This is a genomic window from Pseudomonas citronellolis (genome assembly GCF_900112375.1).
Taxonomy (GTDB): Bacteria; Pseudomonadota; Gammaproteobacteria; order Pseudomonadales; family Pseudomonadaceae; genus Pseudomonas; species Pseudomonas citronellolis.
In genome coordinates, this window is sequence record NZ_FOLS01000032.1 from 27162 (window position 1) to 48346 (window position 21185).

22 protein-coding genes are annotated in these 21185 nt (G+C 68.8%); 3 read left to right on the forward strand and 19 right to left on the reverse strand.

Annotation, left to right across the window (positions count from 1 at the left end; all coding sequences use genetic code 11):
* Positions 1-27: 27 nt before the first annotated feature.
* The 6 genes from BM060_RS25475 to BM060_RS25500 form a co-directional block, all read right to left on the reverse strand.
* Complete coding sequence (locus BM060_RS25475) at positions 28-591, reverse strand: phage baseplate assembly protein V (protein ID WP_074984308.1); 564 nt, start codon at positions 589-591, stop codon at positions 28-30.
* Positions 588-1106, reverse strand: coding sequence for a hypothetical protein (locus BM060_RS25480; protein WP_074984310.1), 519 nt, complete (start codon positions 1104-1106; stop codon positions 588-590). Before BM060_RS25480 ends, BM060_RS25475 begins: the two co-directional genes overlap by 4 nt.
* A gap of 28 nt (positions 1107-1134) precedes the next feature.
* Positions 1135-1467, reverse strand: a complete 333-nt coding sequence (locus BM060_RS25485; RefSeq protein WP_009615613.1) for a phage holin family protein — start codon at positions 1465-1467, stop codon at positions 1135-1137.
* A gap of 280 nt (positions 1468-1747) precedes the next feature.
* Complete coding sequence (locus BM060_RS25490; RefSeq protein ID WP_245322972.1) at positions 1748-2254, reverse strand: GNAT family N-acetyltransferase; 507 nt, start codon at positions 2252-2254, stop codon at positions 1748-1750.
* A 40-nt stretch (positions 2255-2294) separates the two neighbouring features.
* Entirely contained in the window at positions 2295-2654 is a 360-nt protein-coding gene (locus BM060_RS25495) for a PA0613 family protein (RefSeq protein ID WP_009615611.1), read from the reverse strand.
* Positions 2655-2671: 17 nt separating this feature from the next.
* Positions 2672-2881, reverse strand: a complete 210-nt coding sequence (locus tag BM060_RS25500; protein WP_074984313.1) for a TraR/DksA C4-type zinc finger protein — start codon at positions 2879-2881, stop codon at positions 2672-2674.
* Positions 2882-3276: 395 nt separating this feature from the next.
* Here BM060_RS25500 and BM060_RS25505 point away from each other — a divergent pair, with 395 nt between their 5' ends.
* Positions 3277-4035 (forward strand): XRE family transcriptional regulator, encoded by a 759-nt coding sequence (locus tag BM060_RS25505; protein ID WP_043269263.1) that lies wholly within the window; start codon positions 3277-3279, stop codon positions 4033-4035.
* Between the two features lie 129 nt (positions 4036-4164).
* On the forward strand, positions 4165-4473 hold the full coding sequence (locus BM060_RS25510) for a pyocin activator PrtN family protein (protein WP_043319249.1): 309 nt from the start codon (positions 4165-4167) through the stop codon (positions 4471-4473).
* Between the two features lie 347 nt (positions 4474-4820).
* Here BM060_RS25510 and trpE read toward each other — a convergent pair whose 3' ends face one another.
* The 10 genes from trpE to BM060_RS25560 all read right to left on the reverse strand — a co-directional run bounded on the left by trpE (position 4821) and on the right by BM060_RS25560 (position 17443).
* Positions 4821-6308, reverse strand: a complete 1488-nt coding sequence (gene trpE, locus BM060_RS25515) for an anthranilate synthase component I (protein WP_074984316.1) — start codon at positions 6306-6308, stop codon at positions 4821-4823.
* 70 nt (positions 6309-6378) lie between these two features.
* Positions 6379-7203, reverse strand: coding sequence for a phosphoglycolate phosphatase (locus BM060_RS25520; RefSeq protein WP_043269269.1), 825 nt, complete (start codon positions 7201-7203; stop codon positions 6379-6381).
* Positions 7203-7877 (reverse strand): ribulose-phosphate 3-epimerase, encoded by a 675-nt coding sequence (gene rpe / locus BM060_RS25525; protein WP_074984318.1) that lies wholly within the window; start codon positions 7875-7877, stop codon positions 7203-7205. The genes BM060_RS25520 and rpe overlap by 1 nt, the downstream gene beginning before the upstream one ends.
* A gap of 478 nt (positions 7878-8355) precedes the next feature.
* Entirely contained in the window at positions 8356-9183 is an 828-nt protein-coding gene (locus BM060_RS25530) for an ABC transporter permease (RefSeq protein ID WP_074984321.1), read from the reverse strand.
* A gap of 13 nt (positions 9184-9196) precedes the next feature.
* Positions 9197-10444: an ABC transporter permease gene (locus tag BM060_RS25535; RefSeq protein ID WP_074984324.1), complete on the reverse strand. Its 1248-nt coding sequence runs from the start codon at positions 10442-10444 to the stop codon at positions 9197-9199.
* A 174-nt stretch (positions 10445-10618) separates the two neighbouring features.
* Positions 10619-11677 carry an ABC transporter substrate-binding protein gene (locus BM060_RS25540; RefSeq protein ID WP_074984326.1) on the reverse strand — a complete coding sequence of 353 codons (1059 nt, stop codon included), beginning with the start codon at positions 11675-11677 and terminating at the stop codon, positions 10619-10621.
* 41 nt (positions 11678-11718) lie between these two features.
* Positions 11719-12828, reverse strand: coding sequence for an ABC transporter ATP-binding protein (locus tag BM060_RS25545; RefSeq protein ID WP_058073263.1), 1110 nt, complete (start codon positions 12826-12828; stop codon positions 11719-11721).
* 344 nt (positions 12829-13172) lie between these two features.
* Positions 13173-14210 (reverse strand): ABC transporter substrate-binding protein, encoded by a 1038-nt coding sequence (locus BM060_RS25550; RefSeq protein ID WP_135499887.1) that lies wholly within the window; start codon positions 14208-14210, stop codon positions 13173-13175.
* A gap of 142 nt (positions 14211-14352) precedes the next feature.
* Positions 14353-14982 (reverse strand): response regulator, encoded by a 630-nt coding sequence (locus tag BM060_RS25555; protein ID WP_043269277.1) that lies wholly within the window; start codon positions 14980-14982, stop codon positions 14353-14355.
* Positions 14983-15019: 37 nt separating this feature from the next.
* A complete protein-coding gene (locus BM060_RS25560) occupies positions 15020-17443 on the reverse strand; it encodes a PAS domain-containing sensor histidine kinase (protein ID WP_074984331.1) in 2424 nt (807 codons plus the stop codon).
* Positions 17444-17585: 142 nt separating this feature from the next.
* On the opposite strand from BM060_RS25560, the gene BM060_RS25565 reads away from it, so the two are divergent.
* Complete coding sequence (locus BM060_RS25565) at positions 17586-18626, forward strand: alpha/beta hydrolase family protein (RefSeq protein WP_074984332.1); 1041 nt, start codon at positions 17586-17588, stop codon at positions 18624-18626.
* A gap of 14 nt (positions 18627-18640) precedes the next feature.
* Here the strand turns inward: BM060_RS25565 and BM060_RS25570 are convergent, their stop codons facing one another.
* Genes BM060_RS25570 through BM060_RS25580 form a run of 3 tightly spaced genes read right to left on the reverse strand, consistent with a single transcriptional unit; the run spans position 18641 to position 21087 of the window.
* A complete protein-coding gene (locus BM060_RS25570) occupies positions 18641-19399 on the reverse strand; it encodes a DnaJ domain-containing protein (RefSeq protein WP_074984333.1) in 759 nt (252 codons plus the stop codon).
* Positions 19400-20074 carry an N-acetylmuramate alpha-1-phosphate uridylyltransferase MurU gene (murU, locus tag BM060_RS25575; protein WP_074984334.1) on the reverse strand — a complete coding sequence of 225 codons (675 nt, stop codon included), beginning with the start codon at positions 20072-20074 and terminating at the stop codon, positions 19400-19402.
* Positions 20071-21087 (reverse strand): aminoglycoside phosphotransferase family protein, encoded by a 1017-nt coding sequence (locus BM060_RS25580; RefSeq protein ID WP_074984335.1) that lies wholly within the window; start codon positions 21085-21087, stop codon positions 20071-20073. The genes murU and BM060_RS25580 overlap by 4 nt, the downstream gene beginning before the upstream one ends.
* Positions 21088-21185 lie beyond the last annotated feature (98 nt).

Genomic DNA, 21185 nt, shown 5'->3' on the forward strand with positions numbered 1-21185 from the left:
GGCGGGCCTGTGGATGAAAGTGACGGTTCAGTGGGTGTGGTGGTTGCTGTTGCCGGTGGTGTCCATGATCGAGCCGCTGCTGGTGACGTTGCCCTGCACCGCCAGGTTGCCCTGGATGGCCACCTCGCCCTGCAGGCTGATCTGCCCGGCCTTGACGCTGACCGCGGCGTCGCTGACCAGTACCTGCGCCCCACCCACCTTCACCGTGACGCTGCCGCTGGGCAGTTCGATGCTGTAGCTGTGCGCGGCCCAGTCGTAGCTCAGGCTGCCGCCGTCGGCGAAGCGCCAGGTCTCGACGTGGTCGCGGCTGTCCGCCGGGGCGCCGGCGTCGCCGTACAGGCCGGGCACGAAGGTGCCCATGGCCAGCACCCCGGACGGGCTGAGCAATACGCCCTGCTCGCCGATGCCCGGCGCCCGCCAGTGCCGCGCCGGGCCTGCTCCCTGGGCGTGCCAGCGCACCCAGGCGCTGGTCCAGTCGCCATTGCGCACCCGCACCCGGGCGGCGGCCAGGTCCACGGCGACCACCACGCAGGGCACGATCAGCGAGGCGAGCATGCGGTCGTGCTCGGCGCTCACGTAGATCGGGTTCATGCCAGGTCCTCCGGGGCGAAGTAGTCGGCCTCGTGGCCGGGGCCGGTCTGCGGCTCGATACCCAGCAGCAGCGAGCCCGGCGGCAGGTCCTCCCAGGGCCATTCCGGCGTACCCAGCAGCAGCGGCTGGTCCCACTCCAGCAGCCAGACGCGGTAGGCCTCGCTGGCCTCGGGCCGGGCCTGGACGAAGCCGGCCGGCTCCAGCGGCAGGTCCCAGGTCTGCGCACGCAGCAGGACGGCGATCAGCGAAGCCAGCTGCAGCGCCAGCACTTCCGCCTCGGCGTCGTCGCGCTGCAGCAGCAGGCGTGCCTGCAGCCGGCACAGCAGCGCCGTCTCGCCGGTGCCGGGGTCGCGGCCCGGCGCCAGCGCGGCGTATTCCAGCAGCAGCGCGGGTAGCTGCGGGGTGGCCGTGCCCAGTGGGCCGCGCAGTATCTGCACGGCCTCCGGCAGTACCGCGCGCAGCCGCTGTTCGACGGCGGCCAGCAGGCTTTCGAGGGTCAACTCCTGGTCAGGCATGGCGCCTCCCTGTTTCGGATGGATTCGTTCAGCGACGCTCGTGGTCGCTGTCGCTCAATTGGCAGACACCCAGGCGGCGGGCCGCCCAGCGTTCGTAGAGGCCGACGGCGATCTCGGCGCCGGCCGCCGCGGTCAGGCTGCCGACGGCGGCGCTGAGCAGCAGCGAGGCGCCGCAGGCCAGGGCCAGGAACATCACCGCCACGCCGCAGACGATCGAAGCGCCGGAGCGCAACGCCAGGCGCCGCAGCAGCCCCCAGCCGCCCAGGCCGGCCTTGTCGGCCCGCCACATCTCGCCGCTGACGCCGCCCACGGCGGCCAGCAGGATCGATACCCACAGCGGCATCTCGGGTTCATTGCCCATGGGTTCACCTTGAAGACAAACGCCCGCGCCGGCGGGCGGAACCGGTGGCTATCAGCCAGCCGGGGATTACGGCCGCAGGCCGCGAAAGCGGGCGGCGGAAACGAAAAAGCCCGGCGCTGGGGCCGGGCTCGACGAGGTTTTCAGCGGTGCTCCCTGGGGACGCACCTTTGCAAGATTGATGACTTTGTACCCCCCGATTCCCGGCCGGACAAGGCATTTCCGCCCTGGCACCGCAATAGGTGGGCAATGCACCGGCAACGCACCGGCGAGGCACTGCGATTCAGCCCAGGGGCTTGCTCAGCAGCACCGTGGTGAAGCCGCTGTGCCATTCCTCGTCGGGGTAGAAGTCGATTTCCGCGTAGCCGTGCCTGGCGTAGAAGGCGCGGCTCTGGCGGTTGAAGGTGTCGGTCTCCAGGCGTGCCTGCCCATGACCGGCCGCGACCATCTGCCGTTCGGCGAAGCGCAGCAGGGCGCTGCCGGCGCCGGCGCGTTGGGCGCGGGGCGAGACGTGCAGGGCATCGATGAAGTCGTCGCGCCAGTCGACCAGGCCGACGACCTCGCCGCCCAGGCAGGCCAGGTGGAAATGCCCGAGGCGCGCCTGGACGTAGGCGCGGGTGCGCCCTGCCGCTTCGAAGCGCGCTCGCGCTTCGGCGGTCAGTTGGGGTTTCCAGGTGGTTTCGTAGGTTTCGCCGAGTATCCGCAGGATCGCCTCGGCATCGGCCGGGTTCGCGGGGCGCAGGGTGAGGGAGGTGCTGTCCATGGCCGCGAGCATAACGCAGCGGCGCATGGATGGAGAAAGCCCGGCGCGGGGGCCGGGCTTGGCGGGGTCAGGCCACGCGGCGCAGCAGGCGGGCCTGGATGCTCTGGTGCGCCACGTGCAGGCGCAGGTAGAAGGTGTTGCGGCTGCAGCGGCAGTGGCGGTACTTCTGTTCGGGTTCGCTGTCGCGGTTCAGGTAGTGTTCGCTGACCACCTGCTTCTGCTGCTCGGGCAGGCCGTTGACGATCAGGTCCAGCTCGGCGACGCGGTCGAGCAGTACCCGGCTGCCACGGGTGCCGCGGATCATCTCGCCCTTGTTGGCGATCATCAGCGCCAGCAGGTTGCCGCCGGCATAGCCGCCACCGGCCACGCCCGGGCTGTGCATTTCCTCGGCCCAGAGCCTGAGCATTTCATCGATCGGCTTGATCACGTTTGCCTCCCGCGCCTTCAGCGGCGCCGTTCCAGTTCGTCCAGGGCCTGGCAGTCCAGGCAGCGGCTGCAGCCGGGCACCGCCAGGCGGCGGGCCTCGGGGATGGGCTCGCCGCAGACCTGGCAGTCGGCGGCGGCTGGCTCCGGCTCGTTGCCGCGCCGTGCCGCCAGCAGGGCGTCGAGGCGTTCCAGGGCCAGGTCGTTGGCGTAGTCGGCGAGATCAGCCATGGGCGACCTCCCCGTGGTGTTGCGCTGGTGCGTTCATGCTTTTCTCCGGGCGACGACCCGCCCTGCGCGTGCCATCCCGCGGCCGCGCTGCCAGGTCATTCGCGTGCTGTTTGTCGATGCGTGGCGCTCAGGTGGACGCCACTCGCCGTGCGGAAGCGGTGCGCTCCTCGCCCGCTTCCGCCGTCAGCCTGCCCCGTGACGCACGGGCCGCAGGCAACCCACGGCTTCCCTGCCGCGGAAGACGGAGGCGCCAGCACCCTCGTGTCGGATCGCGTCCGCCGCCGGCACGGAAACAACCTTCAGAAGGCCGGCGAAGGAAAAACTACAACCAAAGCTATTTATCGTCAACACCAAAGCTATTTACACTTCCCCGGGACGGGCGGTAGAGTGCCGCAATGAACAGCACAGCCCGCCCCTCCACGCTCGCCGAGCGCCTCAAGCAGGCCATGGCCGCGCGCAACCTCAAGCAGGAGAGCCTCGCCGAAGCGGCCGGGGTCTCGCAGAACACCATCCACAAGCTGACCGCCGGCAAGGCGCAGAGCACCCGCAAGCTGATCGAGATCGCCGCGGCCCTGGGCGTCTCGCCGGTCTGGCTGGGCACCGGCGAAGGCTCGCCGCAGGCCGCCACGCCACCGGCCGACGGCAGCCCGCTGCGCCTGGAGCCGCTGCACCCCTGGGACAGCAGCACGCCGCTGGACGAAGACGAGGTGGAACTGCCCTTGTACAAGGAAGTGGAAATGTCCGCCGGCGCCGGGCGCACCGCGGTGCGCCAGATCGAAGGGCGCAAGCTGCGCTTCTCCTATGCCACCCTGCGCGCCGCCGGGGTCGACCCGGACGCGGCCATCTGCGCCCAGCTCACCGGCAACAGCATGGAGCCGCTGATCATGGATGGCTCCACCATCGGCATCGATACGGCGACGACGCACATCACCGACGGCGAGATCTATGCCCTGGAGCACGAGGGCATGCTGCGGGTGAAGTTCCTCTACCGCCTGCCCGGCGGCGGCATCCGCCTGCGCAGCTTCAACCGCGACGAGTACGGCGACGAGGAATACGACGCGCAGGCCATCCAGGCCAGCCAACTGAGCATCATCGGCTGGGTGTTCTGGTGGTCGACGGTGCGCCATCGCCGCGCGCCCACGCTGGTTCGCTGAGCCCTCCCCAACCCCGCCGCCGCGGGGTTTCTTCTGTGCGAAGGAAAGCCGGGCGAACGGCGATTGCCAGGAAAAACAACAAAAGCTATATTTTCTCCATCGAACGACAACCGCAAGCAGGAGGAAGCCATGCTGCCGTCGAACTCCGACACCCAACCGGCGCCACGCCAGGAAACCGTGGCGCTGGTCTACCAGATCTTCGGCGACGTGCTGGTGCCCCTGGAACAGGTGCGCGAGCGCTGGTTCCGCAACCTCAACCGGGAGAACTTCGGCAAGGCCCTGGCCTGCGGACGCATCGCCCTGCCGGTGACCACCCTGGACGACAGCCACAAGGCCATGCAGTACGTGGCGGTGGATCACCTGGCGGCCTATGTCGAGCAGCGCGCCAGCCTGGCGGATGCCGCCCTGGCCCGGCGCCGGGCGGGGCAGCAGGCGTGATGGGTCGAGCGAACATGCCGTCCCCATGTAGGAGCGCGCCCTGCGCGCGATTCGCGGATGAGATCCGCTCCTACAGTTCCTGGGAGGCGGGTGTGCCGAGGTGCTCTTCGTAGGAGCGAGCTTGCTCGCGAACAAACGCGGTGCCATGCGGTTCGCGAGCAAGCTCGCTCCTACGAAAAAACGTTCCGTTCCTCCCTGGAACTGTAGGAGCGGGCCCTGCCCGCGAATCGCGCCGGTGGTTACGGCTATCGCGGACAAGGTCCGCTCCTACGGGAAAACTGCGGGCACCAACGAAAACGCCGTTTCCCCTCCCGGGGAAACGGCGTTCTGCATTACGGCAGCAGCGCTCAGTCTTCGAGGCGCGCGGTGTGTTCGGCCAGGGCCACCGCGCGGAACATGGCGCGGCGCTTGTTGATGGTTTCTTCCCATTCCAGCGCCGGCACCGAGTCGGCGACGATGCCGCCGCCGGCCTGCACGTGCAGTTCGCCGTTCTTGATCACCGCGGTGCGGATGGCGATGGCGGTGTCCATGTTGCCGTTCCATGCCAGGTAGCCCACGGCGCCGCCGTAGACGCCGCGCTTGACCGGCTCCAGCTCGTCGATGATTTCCATGGCGCGGATCTTCGGCGCGCCGGACAGGGTGCCGGCCGGGAGGATCGCGCGCAGGGCGTCCATGGCGCTCAGATCGGGCTTGAGCTGGCCGTTGACGTTGGAAACGATGTGCATGACGTTGGAGTAGCGCTCGATGACCATCTGCTCGGTGACCTTCACCGAGCCGGTCTGCGACACGCGGCCGACGTCGTTGCGGCCCAGGTCGATGAGCATCAGGTGCTCGGCGATTTCCTTGGCGTCGGACAGCAGGTCCTGCTCCAGGGCGCGGTCGGCTTCCTCGGTGGCGCCGCGCGGGCGGGTGCCGGCGATCGGGCGCACCGTGACCTCGCCGTCCTCCACGCGCACCAGCACCTCCGGCGAGCTGCCCACCACGTGGAAGTCGCCGAAGTTGAAGAAGTACATGTAGGGCGTCGGGTTGAAGCAGCGCAGCGCGCGGTACAGGTCGATGGGCGCGGCCTTGAAATCGATGGACATGCGCTGCGACGGCACCACCTGCATGCAGTCACCGGCCAGGATGTATTCCTTGACGGTGTCCACCGCGCACTCGTAGTCCTCGCGGGTGAAGCTGGCGCGGAACTGCGGCTCGGGCGCGTTGACCGCGGCGAAGTCCAGGCCCCGGCGCGGGGTGATCGGCTGGCGCAGGCGCTGCAGCAGTTCTTCCAGGCGCGCCTGGCCCTTGTCGTAGGCGTCCGCCTCGGCCGGGTCGGCGAGGACGATGGCGTGCAGCTTGCCGGCCAGGTTGTCGAAGACGACCACGGCGTCGGAAACCATCAGCAGGATGTCCGGGTTGCCCAGCGGGTCCGGGTTCGGGCACTGCGCCAGGCGCGGCTCGACGTAGCGCACGCAGTCGTAGCCGAAGTAGCCGACCAGGCCGCCGTTGAAGCGCGGCAGGCCCGGCAGGGTCGGCACGCGGTAGCGCTCCTTGAACTGCTCGACGAAGGCCAGCGGGTCCTCGCAGTCGAAGCGCTCGCTTTCCACGCCGTCGACGCTGATGCTCACGCTGTGGCCGTAGACGCGCAGCACGGTACGGCACGGCAGGCCGATGATGGAGTAGCGGCCCCACTTCTCGCCGCCCTGCACCGATTCCAGCAGGTAGCTGTTGGCGCCGTCGGCGAGCTTCAGGTAGATCGACAGCGGGGTGTCGAAGTCGGCGAGGGTTTCGCAGGTCAGGGGGATGCGGTTGTAGCCTTCGGCGGCCAGCCGCTGGAATGCGTCGCGGTTCATGAGCGGTCTCGTGCGAGGAGGTGGAACGGGCAGTGGCAAACGGGTGCCGGGAGGTCCGGCCGGAGGAATGTCAGGCGCGCCAGCGCCAGCGGGCCAGGGCCTTGATGACTTTCATCCAGAGTTTGCGGGGAGCCGTGTCCAGCACGTTGGAGTCTCGATGGGCGGGGTTGGAACCGTCGTCCGGCAACACTATCGCTTTGCCCGGGTCGAAGCAAGGCAGCAGTTGGCGCAGGTCGTCCAGCACCAGGCTCGGCTGCTCCTCGGCGATCGGCCGGCCGTGATTGTAGCCGTAGGTCAGGCCAACGCTGCGCACCCCGGCGGCCTTGGCGGCCAGCACGTCGTTGCGCGAGTCGCCGACGAACAGCGCCTCGCCCGGCGCCACGCCGGCGGCCTTCATCACGAACAGCAGCGCGGCCGGGTCGGGCTTCTGCTGCGGCAGGGTGTCGCCGCCGACGATCCAGCGGAAGAACTTGCCCAGGCCCATCTCGTCCAGCAGCGGGGCGACGAAGCGCTCGGGCTTGTTGGTGATCAGCGCCAGTTCCACGCCCTGTTTCTTCAGCCATTTCAGGGTGTCCACAACGCCGGGATAGACCTCGGTGAGCGCGTGGCTGTCGGCGTAGGCGTCCATGAACAGCGCCAGGGCGCGCTCGGTGTCCTCCTCGCTGACGCCTTCATGCTCGATGCCGCCGGCCAGGGCGCGGCGCACCAGCACCCGGGCGCCGTTGCCGACCCAGTGGCGCACCTGCTCCAGCCCGGCGGGAGCGCGGCCCATGCCGATCAGGGCCTTGTCCACCGCGGCGGCCAGGTCCGGCACCGAGTCCACCAGGGTGCCGTCCAGGTCGAACATCACCAGGCGCGGCAGGCGCCCGGCGAACAGCGCTTGGGCAGCGCTCATCACTTGCCGGCCTGCGCCAGTTCGGCGTGCATGGCGCGGATGACCTCGGCGTAGTCGGGGGCGTTGAAGATGGCCGAGCCGGCGACGAAGGTGTCAGCGCCCGCCGCGGCGATCTCGCGGATGTTCTTCACGTTAACCCCGCCGTCGATCTCCAGGCGGATGTCGCGGCCGGAAGCGTCGATCAGCGCGCGGGCCTCGCGCAGCTTGTCGAGGGTGCCGGGGATGAACTTCTGCCCGCCGAAGCCGGGGTTCACGCTCATCAGGAGGACCATGTCGATCTTGTCCATCACGTACTTGAGCGCGTCCAGCGAGGTGGCCGGGTTGAACACCAGGCCGGCCTTGCAGCCGCCATCCTTGATCAGTTGCAGGGAGCGGTCGATGTGCTGGCTGGCTTCGGGGTGGAAGGTGATGTAGGTGGCGCCGGCCTCGATGAAGTCGCCGATGATGCGGTCCACCGGGGAGACCATCAGGTGCACGTCGATGGGCGCGGTGACACCGTACTTGCGCAGCGCCGAGCAGACCATCGGGCCGATGGTCAGGTTCGGCACGTAGTGGTTGTCCATCACGTCGAAGTGGACGATGTCGGCGCCGGCGGCGAGCACCTTGTCCACGTCCTCGCCCAGGCGGGCGAAGTCGGCGGAGAGAATCGACGGGGCGATGGCGTAGGGTTGCATGGCGCACCTCTGTGGGCGGAATCACGGATGGCGCGCATTGTAGCCGCTCGGAGCGAGCGAGGGGGATCGAGGCGATGGTTGTAGGAGCAACTGTCTTGCAAGCTGCGCCGAGGCGCTTTTCGTAGGATGGGTTGAGTTTGCGAAACCCATGCGGTGGTGGTGATGGGTATCGCTTCGCTCAACGCCATCCTACGAGAAGCAACATCGGCGTAGGGCGTATAACCGTTCGCGGTTATACGCCGCCGTCCGTGCCACCGGGGCGTCCGGGGTGGCCGGTGAATCCAATCGCGGACGGAGTCCGCTCCTACGTCCGTGCTTCCCTGTAACCGTAGGAGCTGCGGTCTTGCAGGCCGCGCCGAGGCGCTTTTCGTAGGATGGGTTGAGCTTGCGAAACCCATGCGGTTGCAGTGATGGGTATCGCTTCGCTCAACGCCATCCTACGAAAAGCCGTCCCCGCCTGCGGCGTAGGAGCGGCGGATCAGGTGGTGGGCGCGGTACGCAGTTTCTCGCTGCGGCCGCGCAGCCATTCCAGGGTCAGCAGCAGCAGGACCGAGAAGCCGATCAGCAGGGTCGCCGCGGCGGCGATGGTCGGGCTGAGGTTCTCGCGGATGCCGCTGAACATCTGCCGTGGCAGGGTGGCCTGCTCGGGGCCGGCGAGGAACAGCGTCACCACCACTTCGTCGAACGAGGTGGCGAAGGCGAACAGCGCGCCGGAGATCACCCCGGGGGCGATCAGCGGCAGGGTCACCTTGAAGAACGTCAGCACCGGCGGTGCGCCCAGGCTTGCGGCAGCGCGCACCAGGTTCTGGTTGAAGCCCTGCAGGGTCGCCGACACCGTGATGATGACGAAGGGCACACCCAGCACCGCGTGCACGATGATCAGCGAGATGTAGCTGTTGCCCAGGCCCAGCGGGGCGAAGAACAGGTAGGCGGCCACACCGATGATCACCACCGGGACCACCATCGGCGAGATCACCAGGCTCATCACCAGGGCCTTGCCGCGGAACTCGCCGCGGGTCAGGCCGATCGACGCCAGGGTGCCGAAGACCATCGCCAGCAGGGTGGCCGCCGGGGCCACGATCATGCTGTTGGTCAGCGAGCGCATCCATTCGGCGCTGTGGAAGAAGTCGGCGTACCAGCGCAGCGAGAAGCCCTGCAGCGGGTAGACCAGGAAGGTGCCGGAGTTGAACGACAGCGGCACTATCACCAGCACCGGCAGCACCAGGAACAGCAGCACCAGGCCGCAGAGGATGCGCAGGGTATAGAACCACACGCGCTCGACCGGGGACATGTAGGGACTCAGCATCTTCTTTCTCTCCTCAGCCCAGGCGCAGGCGGCTCGCGCCCACCAGCCAGCCGTAGATCACGTACAGCACCAGGGTGGCGAACAGCAGCAGGCCGCCCAGGGCCGTGGCCATGCCCCAGTTGATGGTGGTGTTGGTGTAGAAGGCGACGAAGTAGCTGACCATCTGGTCGTTCGGGCTGCCCAGCAGGGCCGGGGTGATGTAGTAGCCGATCGACAGGATGAACACCAGCAGGCACCCGGCGCCGACGCCGGCCACGGTCTGCGGGAAGTAGACCTTCCAGAAGGCGGCGAACGGGTGGCTGCCCAGGGAGATGGCCGCGCGCATGTAGCTGGGCGAGATGCTCTTCATCACGCTGAAGATCGGCAGGATCATGAACGGCAGCATGATGTGCACCATGGCGATGTACACGCCGGTACGGTTGAACACCAGCTGCAGTGGCTGGTCGATCAGGCCCAGCTTGAGCAGCGCGCCGTTGATCAGCCCGCCGGACTGCAGCAGCACGATCCAGGCCGCGACGCGCACCAGGATGGAGGTCCAGAACGGCAGCAGCACCAGGATCATCAGCAGGTTGCTCTTGCGCGTCGGCAGGTTGGCCAGCAGGTAGGCCAGCGGGTAGGCCAGCAACAGGCAGATGACGGTGATCACCGCGCCCATCCAGAAGGTGCGGGCGAAGATGTCCAGGTAGATGGACTGGTCCGGGGTGGCCGGGGCCAGTTCGCCGAGGTCGTCGATGCGGTGGTCGAGGGCAGCGAGCAGGTAATAGGGGGTGATGCTGCTGGCGTTGCGGCGGATCACCTGCCAGTAGGCCGGGTCGCCCCAGCGCTCGTCGATGGTCTCCATGGCGTCCTTGTAGGAAGCCGGTTGCTCCTTGAACGGCAGGGCGCGGGCGGTCTTGGCCATCAGGCTGCGGTAGCCGGCCAGTTCCATGTTCAGGCGCTTGGAGAGGTCACCGATGGTCTGGTTCTTGCGCGCAGCGTAGAGGTCTTCGCTCAGGGCCTGGTAGACCGCGTCCGGCGGCAGCGACTTGCCGTCCCAGGTGGTGATGGCGTTGACCGTCTTGGGCAGCGAGCCGACCACTTCGGGGTTGTACACGCTCTTGTAGAGCAGCGCGGCGATCGGCACCAGGAAGGTCAGCAGGAGGAACAGCAACAGCGGCAGGACCAACGCCTGGGATTTCAGGCGATTCATCCGCTCCGCACGCGCCAGGCGCTGCTTCAGGGTGGGGCCGGCGACCTCGTTCAAGGACACAGCGGTGGCCATAGCGAACTCCGGTAAAACGGGCCGCCCGCGAGGGCGGCCAAGGTGTGGTGTATCAGGTGTGTCACGGCGAGCGCCGCCGCGCCGGGAGCTTTTCCCGGCGGGAACGGCCCGCAGGGCCTGCGGGCCGTGGCATCGCTGCCGCGGTTGCCGCCCGGGCGGGCGGCGGGGCCAGCCTTACTTGGCGGCCCAGGCGTTGAAGCGCTGTTCCAGCTGCTCGCCGTAGTCGGCCCAGAAGGTCACGTCCATGCCCACCTGGTTGGCGATGTTTTCCGGGGTGGTCGGCATGTTGGCCTGCACGCCCTTGTCCAGCAGGCCCACGGTGTTCTTGTTCACCGGGCCGTAGGCGATGTTCTCGGCGTAGATCTTCTGCTGCTCGGGCTTGACCGAGAAGGCGATGAACTTCAGGGCCTCTTCCTTCTTCTTGTCGCCTTTCGGGATGGCCCAGGCGTCGAAGTCGTAGATGCCGCCGTTCCACACGACCTTCAGGTTGCTTTCCTTCTGCACCGAGGCGATGCGGCCGTTGTAGGCCGAGCTCATCACCACGTCACCGGAGGCGAGGTACTGCGGCGGCTGGGCGCCGGCTTCCCACCACTGGATGCTCGGCTTGATCTCGTCGAGCTTCTTGAAGGCGCGGTCCTGGCCTTCCTTGGTGGCCAGCACCTTGTACACGTCCTTGGGCGCGACGCCGTCGGCCATCAGGGCGAATTCCAGGGTGTACTTGGCGCCCTTGCGCAGGCCGCGCTTGCCCGGGTACTTCTTCAGGTCCCAGAAGTCGGCCCAGCCGGTGGGGGCGGTCTTGAGCTTGTCGGCGTTGTAGGCCAGCACGGTGGACCACACGAAGAAGCCGACGCCGCAGTTGCTCACGGCGCCCGGGACGTAGTCCTCGGCCTTGCCGAGGATGGCCGGGTCGATTTCCTCGAACATGCCTTCGTCACAGCCGCGGGCCAGTTCCGGCGACTCCACCTCGACCAGGTCCCAGGTCACGCTGTTGGTGTCGACCATGGCCTTCACCTTGGCCATCTCGCCGTTGTACTCGCCGGCGACGATCTTGTTGCCGGTGGCCTTCTCGAAGGGCTGGTAGAAGGCCTTGGTCTGGGCGTCCTTGTTGGCGCCGCCGAAGGAGATCACGGTCAGATCGGTGGCCGCCATGGACTGCGCGGCGCAAGCCAGGCCGAGGGTCAGCGCGGCGAGCTTGAGGCCGGCCTTCGACGGGTGGAACGGGGACTTCGACATTATTCTTCTCTCCACAGTGTGCTGGTTTGTTTTTCTTCGAATCAGGCCGCCGACAGCGGGTCGAGGGCACGCACGTGCTCCACGGCCCAGCCCAGCGGTACCACATCACCCACGCTCAGCGCAGGGTCGAGCTCGGCGATCGGCTGCTTGACGAAGAAATCGGTGCGGCCGCAAACCTCCAGGCGGATGCGCACGTGGTCGCCAAGATAGATGAACTCGGCCACACGGCCGGAGAAGCGGTTCACGCAGCTTTCGCTGTGCCCGTTCAGGCGCACCCGCTCGGGACGGATCGACAGGCTGACGGCGTCGCCGGGCTGGCCGACGTTCACCGCCAGCGCCTCGACCTTCTCGCCACGCGCCAGGGTCACCACGCAGCGCTCGCCCTCGTGGCTCGCCAGTTGCCCGGCGATGCGGTTGTTCTCGCCGATGAAGTTGGCCACGAAGGAGTTGCGCGGGTGTTCGTAGAGTTCGTGGGGCGGGGCGATCTGCTGGATCTCGCCCTGGTGGAACACCGCCACGCGGTCGGACATGGTCAGCGCCTCGCCCTGGTCGTGGGTCACGTAGACCACGGTCACGCCCAGGCGCTGGTGGATGTGCTTGATCTCCATCTGCATGTGCTCGCGCAGCTGCTTGTCGAGCGCACCCAGGGGTTCGTCCATCAGCACCAGCTGCGGTTCGAAGACCAGCGCCCGGGCCAGGGCCACGCGCTGCTGCTGGCCGCCGGAGAGCTGCGCCGGGTAGCGCCCGCCGAAGGCGTCGAGCTGGACCATCGACAGCGCGCGCTTGACGCGCTCGGCCACGTCGGTCTTGCTCATGCCGCGCACGGAGAGCGGGAAGGCCAGGTTCTCCGCCACGGTCATGTGCGGGAACAGGGCATAGTTCTGGAACACCATGCCGATGTCGCGCTTGTGCGGGGGGACGTTGTTGATGGAGCGGCCGGCCAGCTGGATCTCGCCGGAGGTGGGGGTTTCGAAACCGGCCAGCATCATCAGGCTGGTGGTCTTGCCGGAACCGGACGGCCCCAGCAGGGTGAGGAATTCGCCTTTGCGAATATCCAGGTTGAGGTCTTTGACGATGAGCGTCTCGCCGTCGTAGCTCTTCTGGACGCCACGGAAGCTCACCAGCACATCGTTCGCCTGAGTCTCGGCCATAACCGCACCTTTGTATTTGTAAGTAATTGCCGTGAAGCAAGACTAGAGAAGCCTGCAATGCGCGCAAATCGGGCGGGGAGAGAACTTGCTATAAGGGTAGAAGAGGATCGTCTGTAGGGCGATCCCTACACGAAAAGTGTGGCTATCAGTCGCAGAAAGCCGGTGTCGCATTGGGTGCGACACCGGCATATCCGAAAGCGACCTGGAGCCTGTCTACGATCTCGCGAGCTAGAGCAGGACAAGGCGGGAACAGGCGAGTGAGCGGAGTTCAGGCCGCTAAATGAGCATCGCTCGCCTGTTCTCAACGCAGTCATGCCGACGCGCAGCAGATCGTAGGCAGGTTCTCAGCGTTTGGCCCAGTCCTGGAAGCGTTTCTCCAGAGCATCGCCATGCTCGGCCCAGAAGGCCACGTTCATGCCCAGCGCGTCGGCCATGTTGCGCGGCGCGGTGGGCAGGTTGGCGGCCACCTGCGGGTCGAGCTGCTCCACCGCCTTGCGGTTGGTCGGGCCGTAGGCGATGTTCTGCGCATAGACCTTCTGCTGCTCGGGCTGGCTGGCGAAGGCGATGAACTTCTCCGCCAGCTCCTTCTTCCACACGCCCGAGGGCAGCGCCCAGAAGTCGAAGTCGTAGATGCCGCCGGCCCAGGCCATGCGCAGGCCCTTCTGCTCGGGCTGGGCCGCGGCGATGCGGCCGTTGTAGGCCGAGCTCATGACCACGGTGCCGTCGGACAGGTCGCGCACCGGGTCCTGGCCGGACTTCCACCAGTGGATGCTCGGCTTGATCTCGTCGAGCTTGCGGAAGGCGCGGTCGACGCCACCGGGGGTGCCCAGCACCTGGTAGACGTCCTTGGGCGCCACGCCGTCGGCCATCAGGGCGAACTCCAGGCTGTACTTGGCGCCCCAGCGCAGGCCGCGCTTGCCGGGGAATTTCTTCAGGTCCCAGAAATCGGCCCAGCCCTGGGGCTTGCCCTGCAGCTTGTCCTGGTTGTAGGCCAGCAGAGTGGTCCAGACGAAGATGCCGACGCCGCAGGGCTGCACCGCGCCGGGCACGTAGTCGGCGGGGTCGCCGATCAGGCGCTGGTCGAGCTTCTGGAACAGCCCCTCCTGGCAGCCACGCGCCAGTTCCGGCGCCTCCACCTCGACCACGTCCCAGGACACATGGCTGATCTCCACCATCTGCCTGAGCTTGTCCAGGTCGCCATTGTAGGAACCGTGCACCACCGCCGTGCCGGTGGCCGTCTTGAAGGGTTCGTAGAAGGCCTTCTCCTGGGCCGCCTTGTTGGCCCCGCCGAAGGAAATCACCGTCACGTAGTCCGCCAGCGCCGGCGTGGCGACAGTCCCCAGCAGGCCGGCCAGCAGCCCGCCCCGTACCGCTCGCAGCAACATCCCTCTTCTCCTTGTTCTGATGAAGTACCCCACTGAGCGGGCAATGATTCCCTTTCGCCAGCCGGCGAGGTAGCCGGGCGTTGCAAAAACCGGAAGGGACTCACATAAGCATCGGCGAATCGCACCGCCGCGCGCCGGCTCAGACCAGCTTGTGCTCCACGGCATACTTGACCAGGTCGGCCACCGAATGCGCGCCGAGCTTCTGCATCAGCCGCGCCTTGTGGGTGCTGATGGTCTTGCTGCTGACCGCCAGGTGCTGGGCGATCTCGTTGACGCCCTCGCCCTTGACCAGGCGCTCGAACACCGAGAACTCGCGCTCGGAAAGCAGCGCGTGGGGCGGCCGCGAATCGGTCAGGCCGACCTCGAAGACCATGCGGTCGGCCAGTTCCGGGTCGATGTAGCGGCCGCCGCTGGCGACCTTGCGGATGGCGGTGAGCAGCAGCGCCGGGTCGCTGTCCTTGGTGGCGTAGCCGGCGGCGCCGATCTTCAGCGCGCGGGCGGCCATCTGCACCTCGTCGTGCATGGACAGCATGAGGATCGCCGGCGGATCGTTCAGCGCGCGGATCCGCGGGATGGCCTCCAGGCCGTTGACGCCGGGCATGGAGATGTCCAGCAGGACCACCTCGCAGGGCACCTGGCGCAGGGTTTCGAGCAACTGCTCGCCGTTGGTGGCCTCGCCCACTACCTGCAGGTCCTTGGCCATGCCGATCAGTTGCTTGATGCCCTCGCGGACGATGGTGTGGTCTTCGGCCACCAGTACTCGAATCACGCTGCCCTCCCCGAACAGACAAAACCGCGCCGGCCCTTCACGGCCCCGGCTCCGGCAATTCCCCCGCATCCAGCGGCACGCGCACCCGCAGGCTGCTGCCCTCCCCCGGCTGGCTGTCGATCTCCAGCTCGCCGCCGAGCATCAACACGCGCTCGCGCATGCCGACCAGGCCGAAGGAGCTGCCGCCCCAGGCCGCCGCGGTATCGAAGCCGCGGCCATCGTCGCTGATGCTCAGGCAGAGTTCGTCGCCCTCCACCCGCAGGGCCAGTTCCACAGTATGCGCCTGCGCGTGGCGCATGACATTGGTCAGCGCCTCCTGGAGGATGCGGAACAACCCGATGGCCTTGGCGTCACCCAGGCGCGGCGGGTTCTCCGGCACCTCCACCAGGCAGGGGATCCCGGTGCGCGTCTCGAAGCGCCGCGCCTGCCACTCCAGCGCCGAGCCGATGCCGGCGTCGAGGATCGGCGGGCGCAGCGCCGAGGCCACGTCGCGCACCAGCTGGAACAGCTGGGCGATGAGCTTCTTCATGTTGCCCAGGCGCTCGCTCAGGCCGGGGTCCAGCTCGCCGTAGCCCAGCTCGCACATGGAGGTTTCCAGTTTGAGCACGGTCAGCACCTGGCCCAGCTCGTCGTGCACTTCCCGGGCGATGCGCGCCTTCTCTTCCTCGCGCACGCTTTCCAGGTGCGCCGACAGCTCGCGCAGCTGCGCCCGCGATTGCGCCAGCTCCAGCTCGATCTGCTTGTTGTCGCTGATGTCCCAGACCACGCCGTCCCAGGCCAGGCGGCCGTCTTCCAGGTGCCGCGCGGTGGCCTTGATGTCCACCCAGCGCGGCTCGCCGGAGCGGGTCAGGATGCGCCCCTGCCAGTGCCAGTTCTTGCCGCCGGCCACTGCCTCCAGCTGGCTGGCCAGGTAGCCGTCGCGGTCGCCCGGGTGCACCAGGCCGAGGATGCCCAGGCCGCTTTCGCGCAGGTAGCCGGGGGAATAGCCCAGCGAGGCCTCGCTGCCACCGCTGATGAAGCTGAGGTGGGCGAAGTCGGAGCCGCCGGGGGCGCTGGGCTCCAGGCGGAACACCAGGCCGGGGACGTTGGCGGCGATGCCCTGCAGGCGCGCCTCGCTCTCTTCCAGGGCGGCGCGGGCGCGGCGCCGCTCGGTGGCGTCGTTGAGGAACACCAGCAGGTATTCCGAGCCGCCGAAGCGCAGGAAGCTCAGCGACACTTCCGCCGGCAGCCACTGGCCGTCGGCGCGGCGCAGGTGGCTTTCGAAGCTCAGCGGCCCCTCTTCGCTGTTGCGCGCGCGGCGCCAGAGGTCGAGCCAGGCGTCCATGCCCAGGCTGGGCTCGAAGTCCGCCAGGGGCCGCTCGATCACCTCGCCGGGGGCGTAGCCGAGCATGTCCTCGGCGGCGCGGTTGGCGTAGCGCACGTGGCTGTCCCAGTTGACCCAGAGGATGCCCACGGTGCTGCTGTCGATGGCGAACTGGGTCAGGCGCAGGGCTTCCTCGGCCGCCTGGCGCAGCTCCATGTCGCGGCGCGCGGCGAGCAGGCGCTGCTCCAGCACGTTGCGCTGGTGGCGCAGCCACAGCGCGGTGGCCAGGGCCATGAGCAGCAACAGGCCGAGGAGGATGCAGAGGTTCTGCCAGAAGCCGGGGGATTGCCCCAGGCGCGGATACTGCGGCTGCAGCCAGCGCTCGTGCAGCTGGTCCAGCTGCTTGGCCGGCAGGGCGCGCAGGCTGGCGTCGAGGATGCCGGCCAGCTCCGGCAGGTCGCGGCGGGTGGCCAGGCGCAACAGCTGCGGATAACCGATGTCGGCCAGCACGCGGAAGCCGGAGAATTCGACCTCGCGGCTGAGGCGGGCCAGGTGCGCCTCGTCGACCACCGCGTAGCCGGCGTCCTGGCCGAGCACCCGGCGCAGGGCTTCGCGGTCGCTGTCGGTGAGCTGCAGCTCCAGGCTCGGGTAGGTGCCGCGCAGGTAGTCGGACACTGCCCCCGGGCCACGCAGCGCCACGGGTTCGAGCGCGCCCAGGCGCTCCAGCTCCACGGAGCCGGGGCCGTCGCGGAAGCCGATGAGCAGGCGCGGCACCCGCAGGTAGGGGTCGGAGAACAGCCAATCGCGCAGGCTGGAAGGAGTCTGGGCAAGCCCCGGGGCCAGATCGATTTCGCCGGCGCGGGCGGCACGCTCCAGTTCGTCCTGGTCGGCATAGACGCGCCACTGCAGGCTCACCTGCAGCGCGCCGGCGATCCAGTCGAGCAGCTCGACGTGGGCGCCGGAAAGCTGCTGCAGGCGCCGGTCCTGCTGGGCGTAGGGCGCATCCAGGACCACGCCGACGCGCAGCTGCGGGTGCGCCTGCAACCAGGCGCGCTGGGCGGCGTCCAGGGGCACGCCGGCCGGCGCGTCCTGCGCCGCGCCCCACAATGGAATGCACAACAGGAACGCCGCCACGGCGCTCCACCACAGTCGTCCCATGCCCGCTCCCCGAGAAAAAAGCGCGCCTACATTACCCCATGGCGGGGGGAACCCGGTAAGGCCGGCGCCTGACAAACCAGGAACAAGGGATTAGTCTGGCCGTTTTGCCAGGCCAGCCCGAGCCACGCCAGGAACCCGCCCCATGCCCCGTCCCGCACAGCCTACCCGCCTCGCCCTCTGCCTGGCCCTGAGCCTGGCGCCCCTAGTGCCGGGCTGGGCCGAAGACGCACCGGCCAGCCCGCCCGGCCCGGCGGTGGCGCCGGCTACGCCCGCGCGCCCGGCCCTGGAGGAACGCAGCCAGGACGAAGCCAGCGCCCTGCAGCAGCGCCTGCCGCAGAAACAGCAACAGACGCTGCAGGCCGGCGAGGAAAGCTTCCTCGCCCTATGGCTGCCGGCCAACGCGCCGCAGGCCGAGGGCGTGGTGATCATCGTCCCCGGCGATGGCGAGAACCCCGACTGGCCGGTGGCGGTGGGCCCGCTGCGGCGCAAGCTGCCCGACGCCGGCTGGCAGACCCTCGCCCTCGGCCTGCCCGACCCGCAGGACAGCCAGCCGGTGCCGCGCAAGGAAAGCGCGGACAAGGCCGCCGCCGACAGCGACGCCGGCGCCAGCAGCAAGGACGTCCAGGGCGAATCCGGCGCCGCCACGCCCACCCCGGAAAGCACCGCCGAGGCCGGCAGCGGCGAACCGGCCCAGGCCAGCAGCGAAGCGCCGCCGGCGCCGGATGCGGCCATCGAGCGGCGCAAGGCCTATGCCGACCGAGTCATGGCGCGCATCCAGGCCGGCCTCGACTTCGCCCTGCAGGGCAAGCCCAAGAGCATCGTCCTTCTCGGCCACGGCACCGGTGCCTACTGGGCGGCGCGCTACCTGGCCGAGCGCGAGCCCGGCGAAATCCACAACCTGCTGATCGTCAACGCCGAAGTGCCGCGGGACTTCCGCCCGGCGCTGGAAGACATGGTGCCGCGCCTGCAACTGGCCACCGGCGACTTCTATTACAAGGACAGGCGCGTGGACCGCGACGCCGCCAAGGCCCGCCTGCAGGCGAGCCGGCGCGAGACCGGCAAGACCTACGTGCAGATCGGCATGAACGCCCTGCCGGCCGACCGCGCCACCGAGCAGGACCAGCTCTACCGGCGCATCCGCGGCTGGCTGTCGCTGCACATCAAGCAGGCACCCGCAGAGTAAACCGGCCCCGAGCCCTAGCGGAAACCGCGACGCTCGCGCACCAGGGCATAGGCCTGCTGGATTTCGCGGGTCTTCTCGGTGGCAGCGGCGATGCGCGCCTCGCCGGCGCCGGCCAGCTTGTCCGGGTGGTGCTGGCTGATCAGCCGGCGGTAGGCGCGCTTGATCTCCTCCACCGGGCTGTCGTCTTCCACCCCCAGCAGGCGCAGGGCCTGGCGATAGCTTTCCGCCCGGCTCGGCGGCGCGCGCAGGGCCTCGGCGCCGGCGGCCAGGGACAGCACGGTGGCGCGCGGCAGGCCGAAGCCCTCGCCCCAGCGCAGGATCAGCGCCTTCTCCGCCGCGCTCGGCGCACCGGCCGCCCATGCCATGCGCCAGCAAGCCTGCAGCAGGCCGTCGACGCTGGGCCGCTGGCCCCGGCACTGCTGCACGCCCTCCTCCAGGCGCGAGCCGCCCTGCTTGCCGCGGTTGAAGGCATCGATGGCGTGCAGGCGCCCGGCCTCGTCCAGGCCCAGGCGCAACATTTCCGCCCGCGCCTGCTGGATGTGCGCGTCCTGCACGCGGCCACGGCTCTTGGCCACCCGGCCGAGCAGGAGGAACAGCAGTTCCTCCTCCGGCACCCGCGCGCCGCCGCGCAGCTCATCGAGCAGTTCGCGCCAGCTGCGCCGGCGCAGGCGGCGGTCCAGCACCTGGCCGAGCAGGCCGCCGAGCATGGCCCCGGGGATGCTCGCCAGCGCCCAGCCGGCGACTATGCCTATCAGGGTGCCCGGCCAGAACATTCAGCCGGCCGCCAGCAGACGTTCGACTTCGGCCAGGCGCTCGTGGGTGCCGACGTCCACCCAGCGCCCGCGGTGCAGCTCGCCGCTGACGCGGCCGGCGGCCATGGCCTCGCGCAGCAGCGGCGCCAGCCTGAAGGCGCCGCCCGTGCAGGCGGCGAACAGCGCCGGGTGCAGTACGGCGATGCCGCTGTAGGTGTAGTTGGGCTCGCCTTCGCGATAGTCGCCGACGCGTTCACCTTCCAGGCGGAAGTCGCCGCGGGTGTTGTGCCCGGGGTTGTCCACCAGCACCAGGTGCGCCAGGTCGCCCTCGGCCAGCGCGCCCTGCAGGCGCGCGTAGTCGAAGTCGGTCCAGATGTCGCCGTTGACCAGGGCGAAGGGCGCTTCGCCGAGCAGCGGCAGGGCGCGGAAGATGCCGCCGCCGGTCTCCAGCGGCTCGCCTTCGGCGGAATAGCGGATGCCGACGCCAAAGCGCGAGCCATCACCGAGGTAGTCCTCGATCTGCTGCCCCAGCCAGGCGTGGTTGATCACCAGGTCATGGAAACCGGCGCGGCGCAGGGCCAGCAGTTGGTGCTCGATCAGCGGCCGGCCGCCGGCCGGCACCAGTGGCTTGGGCGTGTGCAGGGTCAGCGGGCGCATGCGCTCGCCCTTGCCGGCGGCGAGGAGCATCGCCTTCATGGCGCCACCGGCTGCGGCAGCTCGGCGAGCAGCGCGCCCAGGTCGGCCAGCTCGGGGCGGCGGGCGACGACGCTGTCGAGGTAGCGGAAGAAGCGCGGCACGTCGCCCAGGTAGCGCGGCTTGCCGTCGCGGTGGCAGATGCGCGCGAAGATGCCGATCACCTTCAGGTGGCGCTGCACGCCCATCAGGTCGCTGGCGCGGAAGAATTCCTCGAAGGTCGGCGGCAACGCGATGCCGGCGGCCTGGGCCTTGCGCCAGTAACGGCTGAGGCCGTCGTGCACGCGCGGCTCGGGCCAGCTGAGGAAGGCGTCCTTATAAAGGCAGGTGACGTCGTAGGTCACCGGGCCGTACACCGCATCCTGAAAATCGAGGATGCCGGGGTTCGGCTCACTGAGCATCAGGTTGCGCGGCATGTAGTCGCGATGCACCAGCACCCGCGGCTGCTCCAGCGCACTGGCCACCAGGCGGTCGCAGGTGCGCTGCCAGCGCGCCAGTTGCTCGCCTTGCAGCTCGATGCCCAGGTGACGGCCCAGGTACCACTCGGGGAACAGGCCCAGCTCGCGGCGCAGCAGCGCCTCGTCGTAGGCCGGCAGGCGGCCTTCGGCCGGCACCTGCTGGAAGGCCACCAGGGCGTCCAGGGCATCCTCGAAGAGTTCCTCGGCGTTCTGCGGGTCGAGCACGTCCAGGTAGGTCTGGCGGCCCAGGTCGTCGAGCAGCAGCAAGCCCTGCTCCAGGTCCTGGGCAAGAATCCGCGGCACGTGCACGCCGGCTTCGGCGAGCATGCCGGCCACCTTGACGAAGGGGCGGCAGTCCTCCTGGGGCGGCGGCGCGTCCATGACGATCAGCGTGCGGCCCTCGCCCTGCCAGCGGAAATAGCGGCGGAAGCTGGCGTCGCTGCTGGCCGGGGTGAGCTCGGCGGGTGGCACCGGCCCCCATCCCTCGGCACTGAACACTACGGGTAAACAAGAGTCCAACCAGCGATTCAGGAGCTGGTAACGGGCATCCTCAGACATCTTTGGGGGTTCTCCACGGCCCTAGCCGTTGCGCGGGTCATGCTTTATTATCCAGCATCTTTTTGAGCCCATCGAGTGGCTATGGCCGAATCTGGCCG

Coding starts and splice junctions, on each gene's coding strand:
- BM060_RS25475 (WP_074984308.1), bottom strand. CDS start 591: ATGAACCCGATCTACGTGAGCGCCGAGCACGACCGCATGCTCGCCTCG.
- BM060_RS25480 (WP_074984310.1), bottom strand. CDS start 1,106: ATGCCTGACCAGGAGTTGACCCTCGAAAGCCTGCTGGCCGCCGTCGAA.
- BM060_RS25485 (WP_009615613.1), bottom strand. CDS start 1,467: ATGGGCAATGAACCCGAGATGCCGCTGTGGGTATCGATCCTGCTGGCC.
- BM060_RS25490 (WP_245322972.1), bottom strand. CDS start 2,254: ATGCGCCGCTGCGTTATGCTCGCGGCCATGGACAGCACCTCCCTCACC.
- BM060_RS25500 (WP_074984313.1), bottom strand. CDS start 2,881: ATGGCTGATCTCGCCGACTACGCCAACGACCTGGCCCTGGAACGCCTC.
- BM060_RS25505 (WP_043269263.1), top strand. CDS start 3,277: ATGAACAGCACAGCCCGCCCCTCCACGCTCGCCGAGCGCCTCAAGCAG.
- BM060_RS25510 (WP_043319249.1), top strand. CDS start 4,165: ATGCTGCCGTCGAACTCCGACACCCAACCGGCGCCACGCCAGGAAACC.
- trpE (WP_074984316.1), bottom strand. CDS start 6,308: ATGAACCGCGACGCATTCCAGCGGCTGGCCGCCGAAGGCTACAACCGC.
- BM060_RS25520 (WP_043269269.1), bottom strand. CDS start 7,203: ATGAGCGCTGCCCAAGCGCTGTTCGCCGGGCGCCTGCCGCGCCTGGTG.
- rpe (WP_074984318.1), bottom strand. CDS start 7,877: ATGCAACCCTACGCCATCGCCCCGTCGATTCTCTCCGCCGACTTCGCC.
- BM060_RS25530 (WP_074984321.1), bottom strand. CDS start 9,183: ATGCTGAGTCCCTACATGTCCCCGGTCGAGCGCGTGTGGTTCTATACC.
- BM060_RS25535 (WP_074984324.1), bottom strand. CDS start 10,444: ATGGCCACCGCTGTGTCCTTGAACGAGGTCGCCGGCCCCACCCTGAAG.
- BM060_RS25540 (WP_074984326.1), bottom strand. CDS start 11,677: ATGTCGAAGTCCCCGTTCCACCCGTCGAAGGCCGGCCTCAAGCTCGCC.
- BM060_RS25545 (WP_058073263.1), bottom strand. CDS start 12,828: ATGGCCGAGACTCAGGCGAACGATGTGCTGGTGAGCTTCCGTGGCGTC.
- BM060_RS25560 (WP_074984331.1), bottom strand. CDS start 17,443: ATGGGACGACTGTGGTGGAGCGCCGTGGCGGCGTTCCTGTTGTGCATT.
- BM060_RS25565 (WP_074984332.1), top strand. CDS start 17,586: ATGCCCCGTCCCGCACAGCCTACCCGCCTCGCCCTCTGCCTGGCCCTG.
- BM060_RS25570 (WP_074984333.1), bottom strand. CDS start 19,399: ATGTTCTGGCCGGGCACCCTGATAGGCATAGTCGCCGGCTGGGCGCTG.
- murU (WP_074984334.1), bottom strand. CDS start 20,074: ATGAAGGCGATGCTCCTCGCCGCCGGCAAGGGCGAGCGCATGCGCCCG.
- BM060_RS25580 (WP_074984335.1), bottom strand. CDS start 21,087: ATGTCTGAGGATGCCCGTTACCAGCTCCTGAATCGCTGGTTGGACTCT.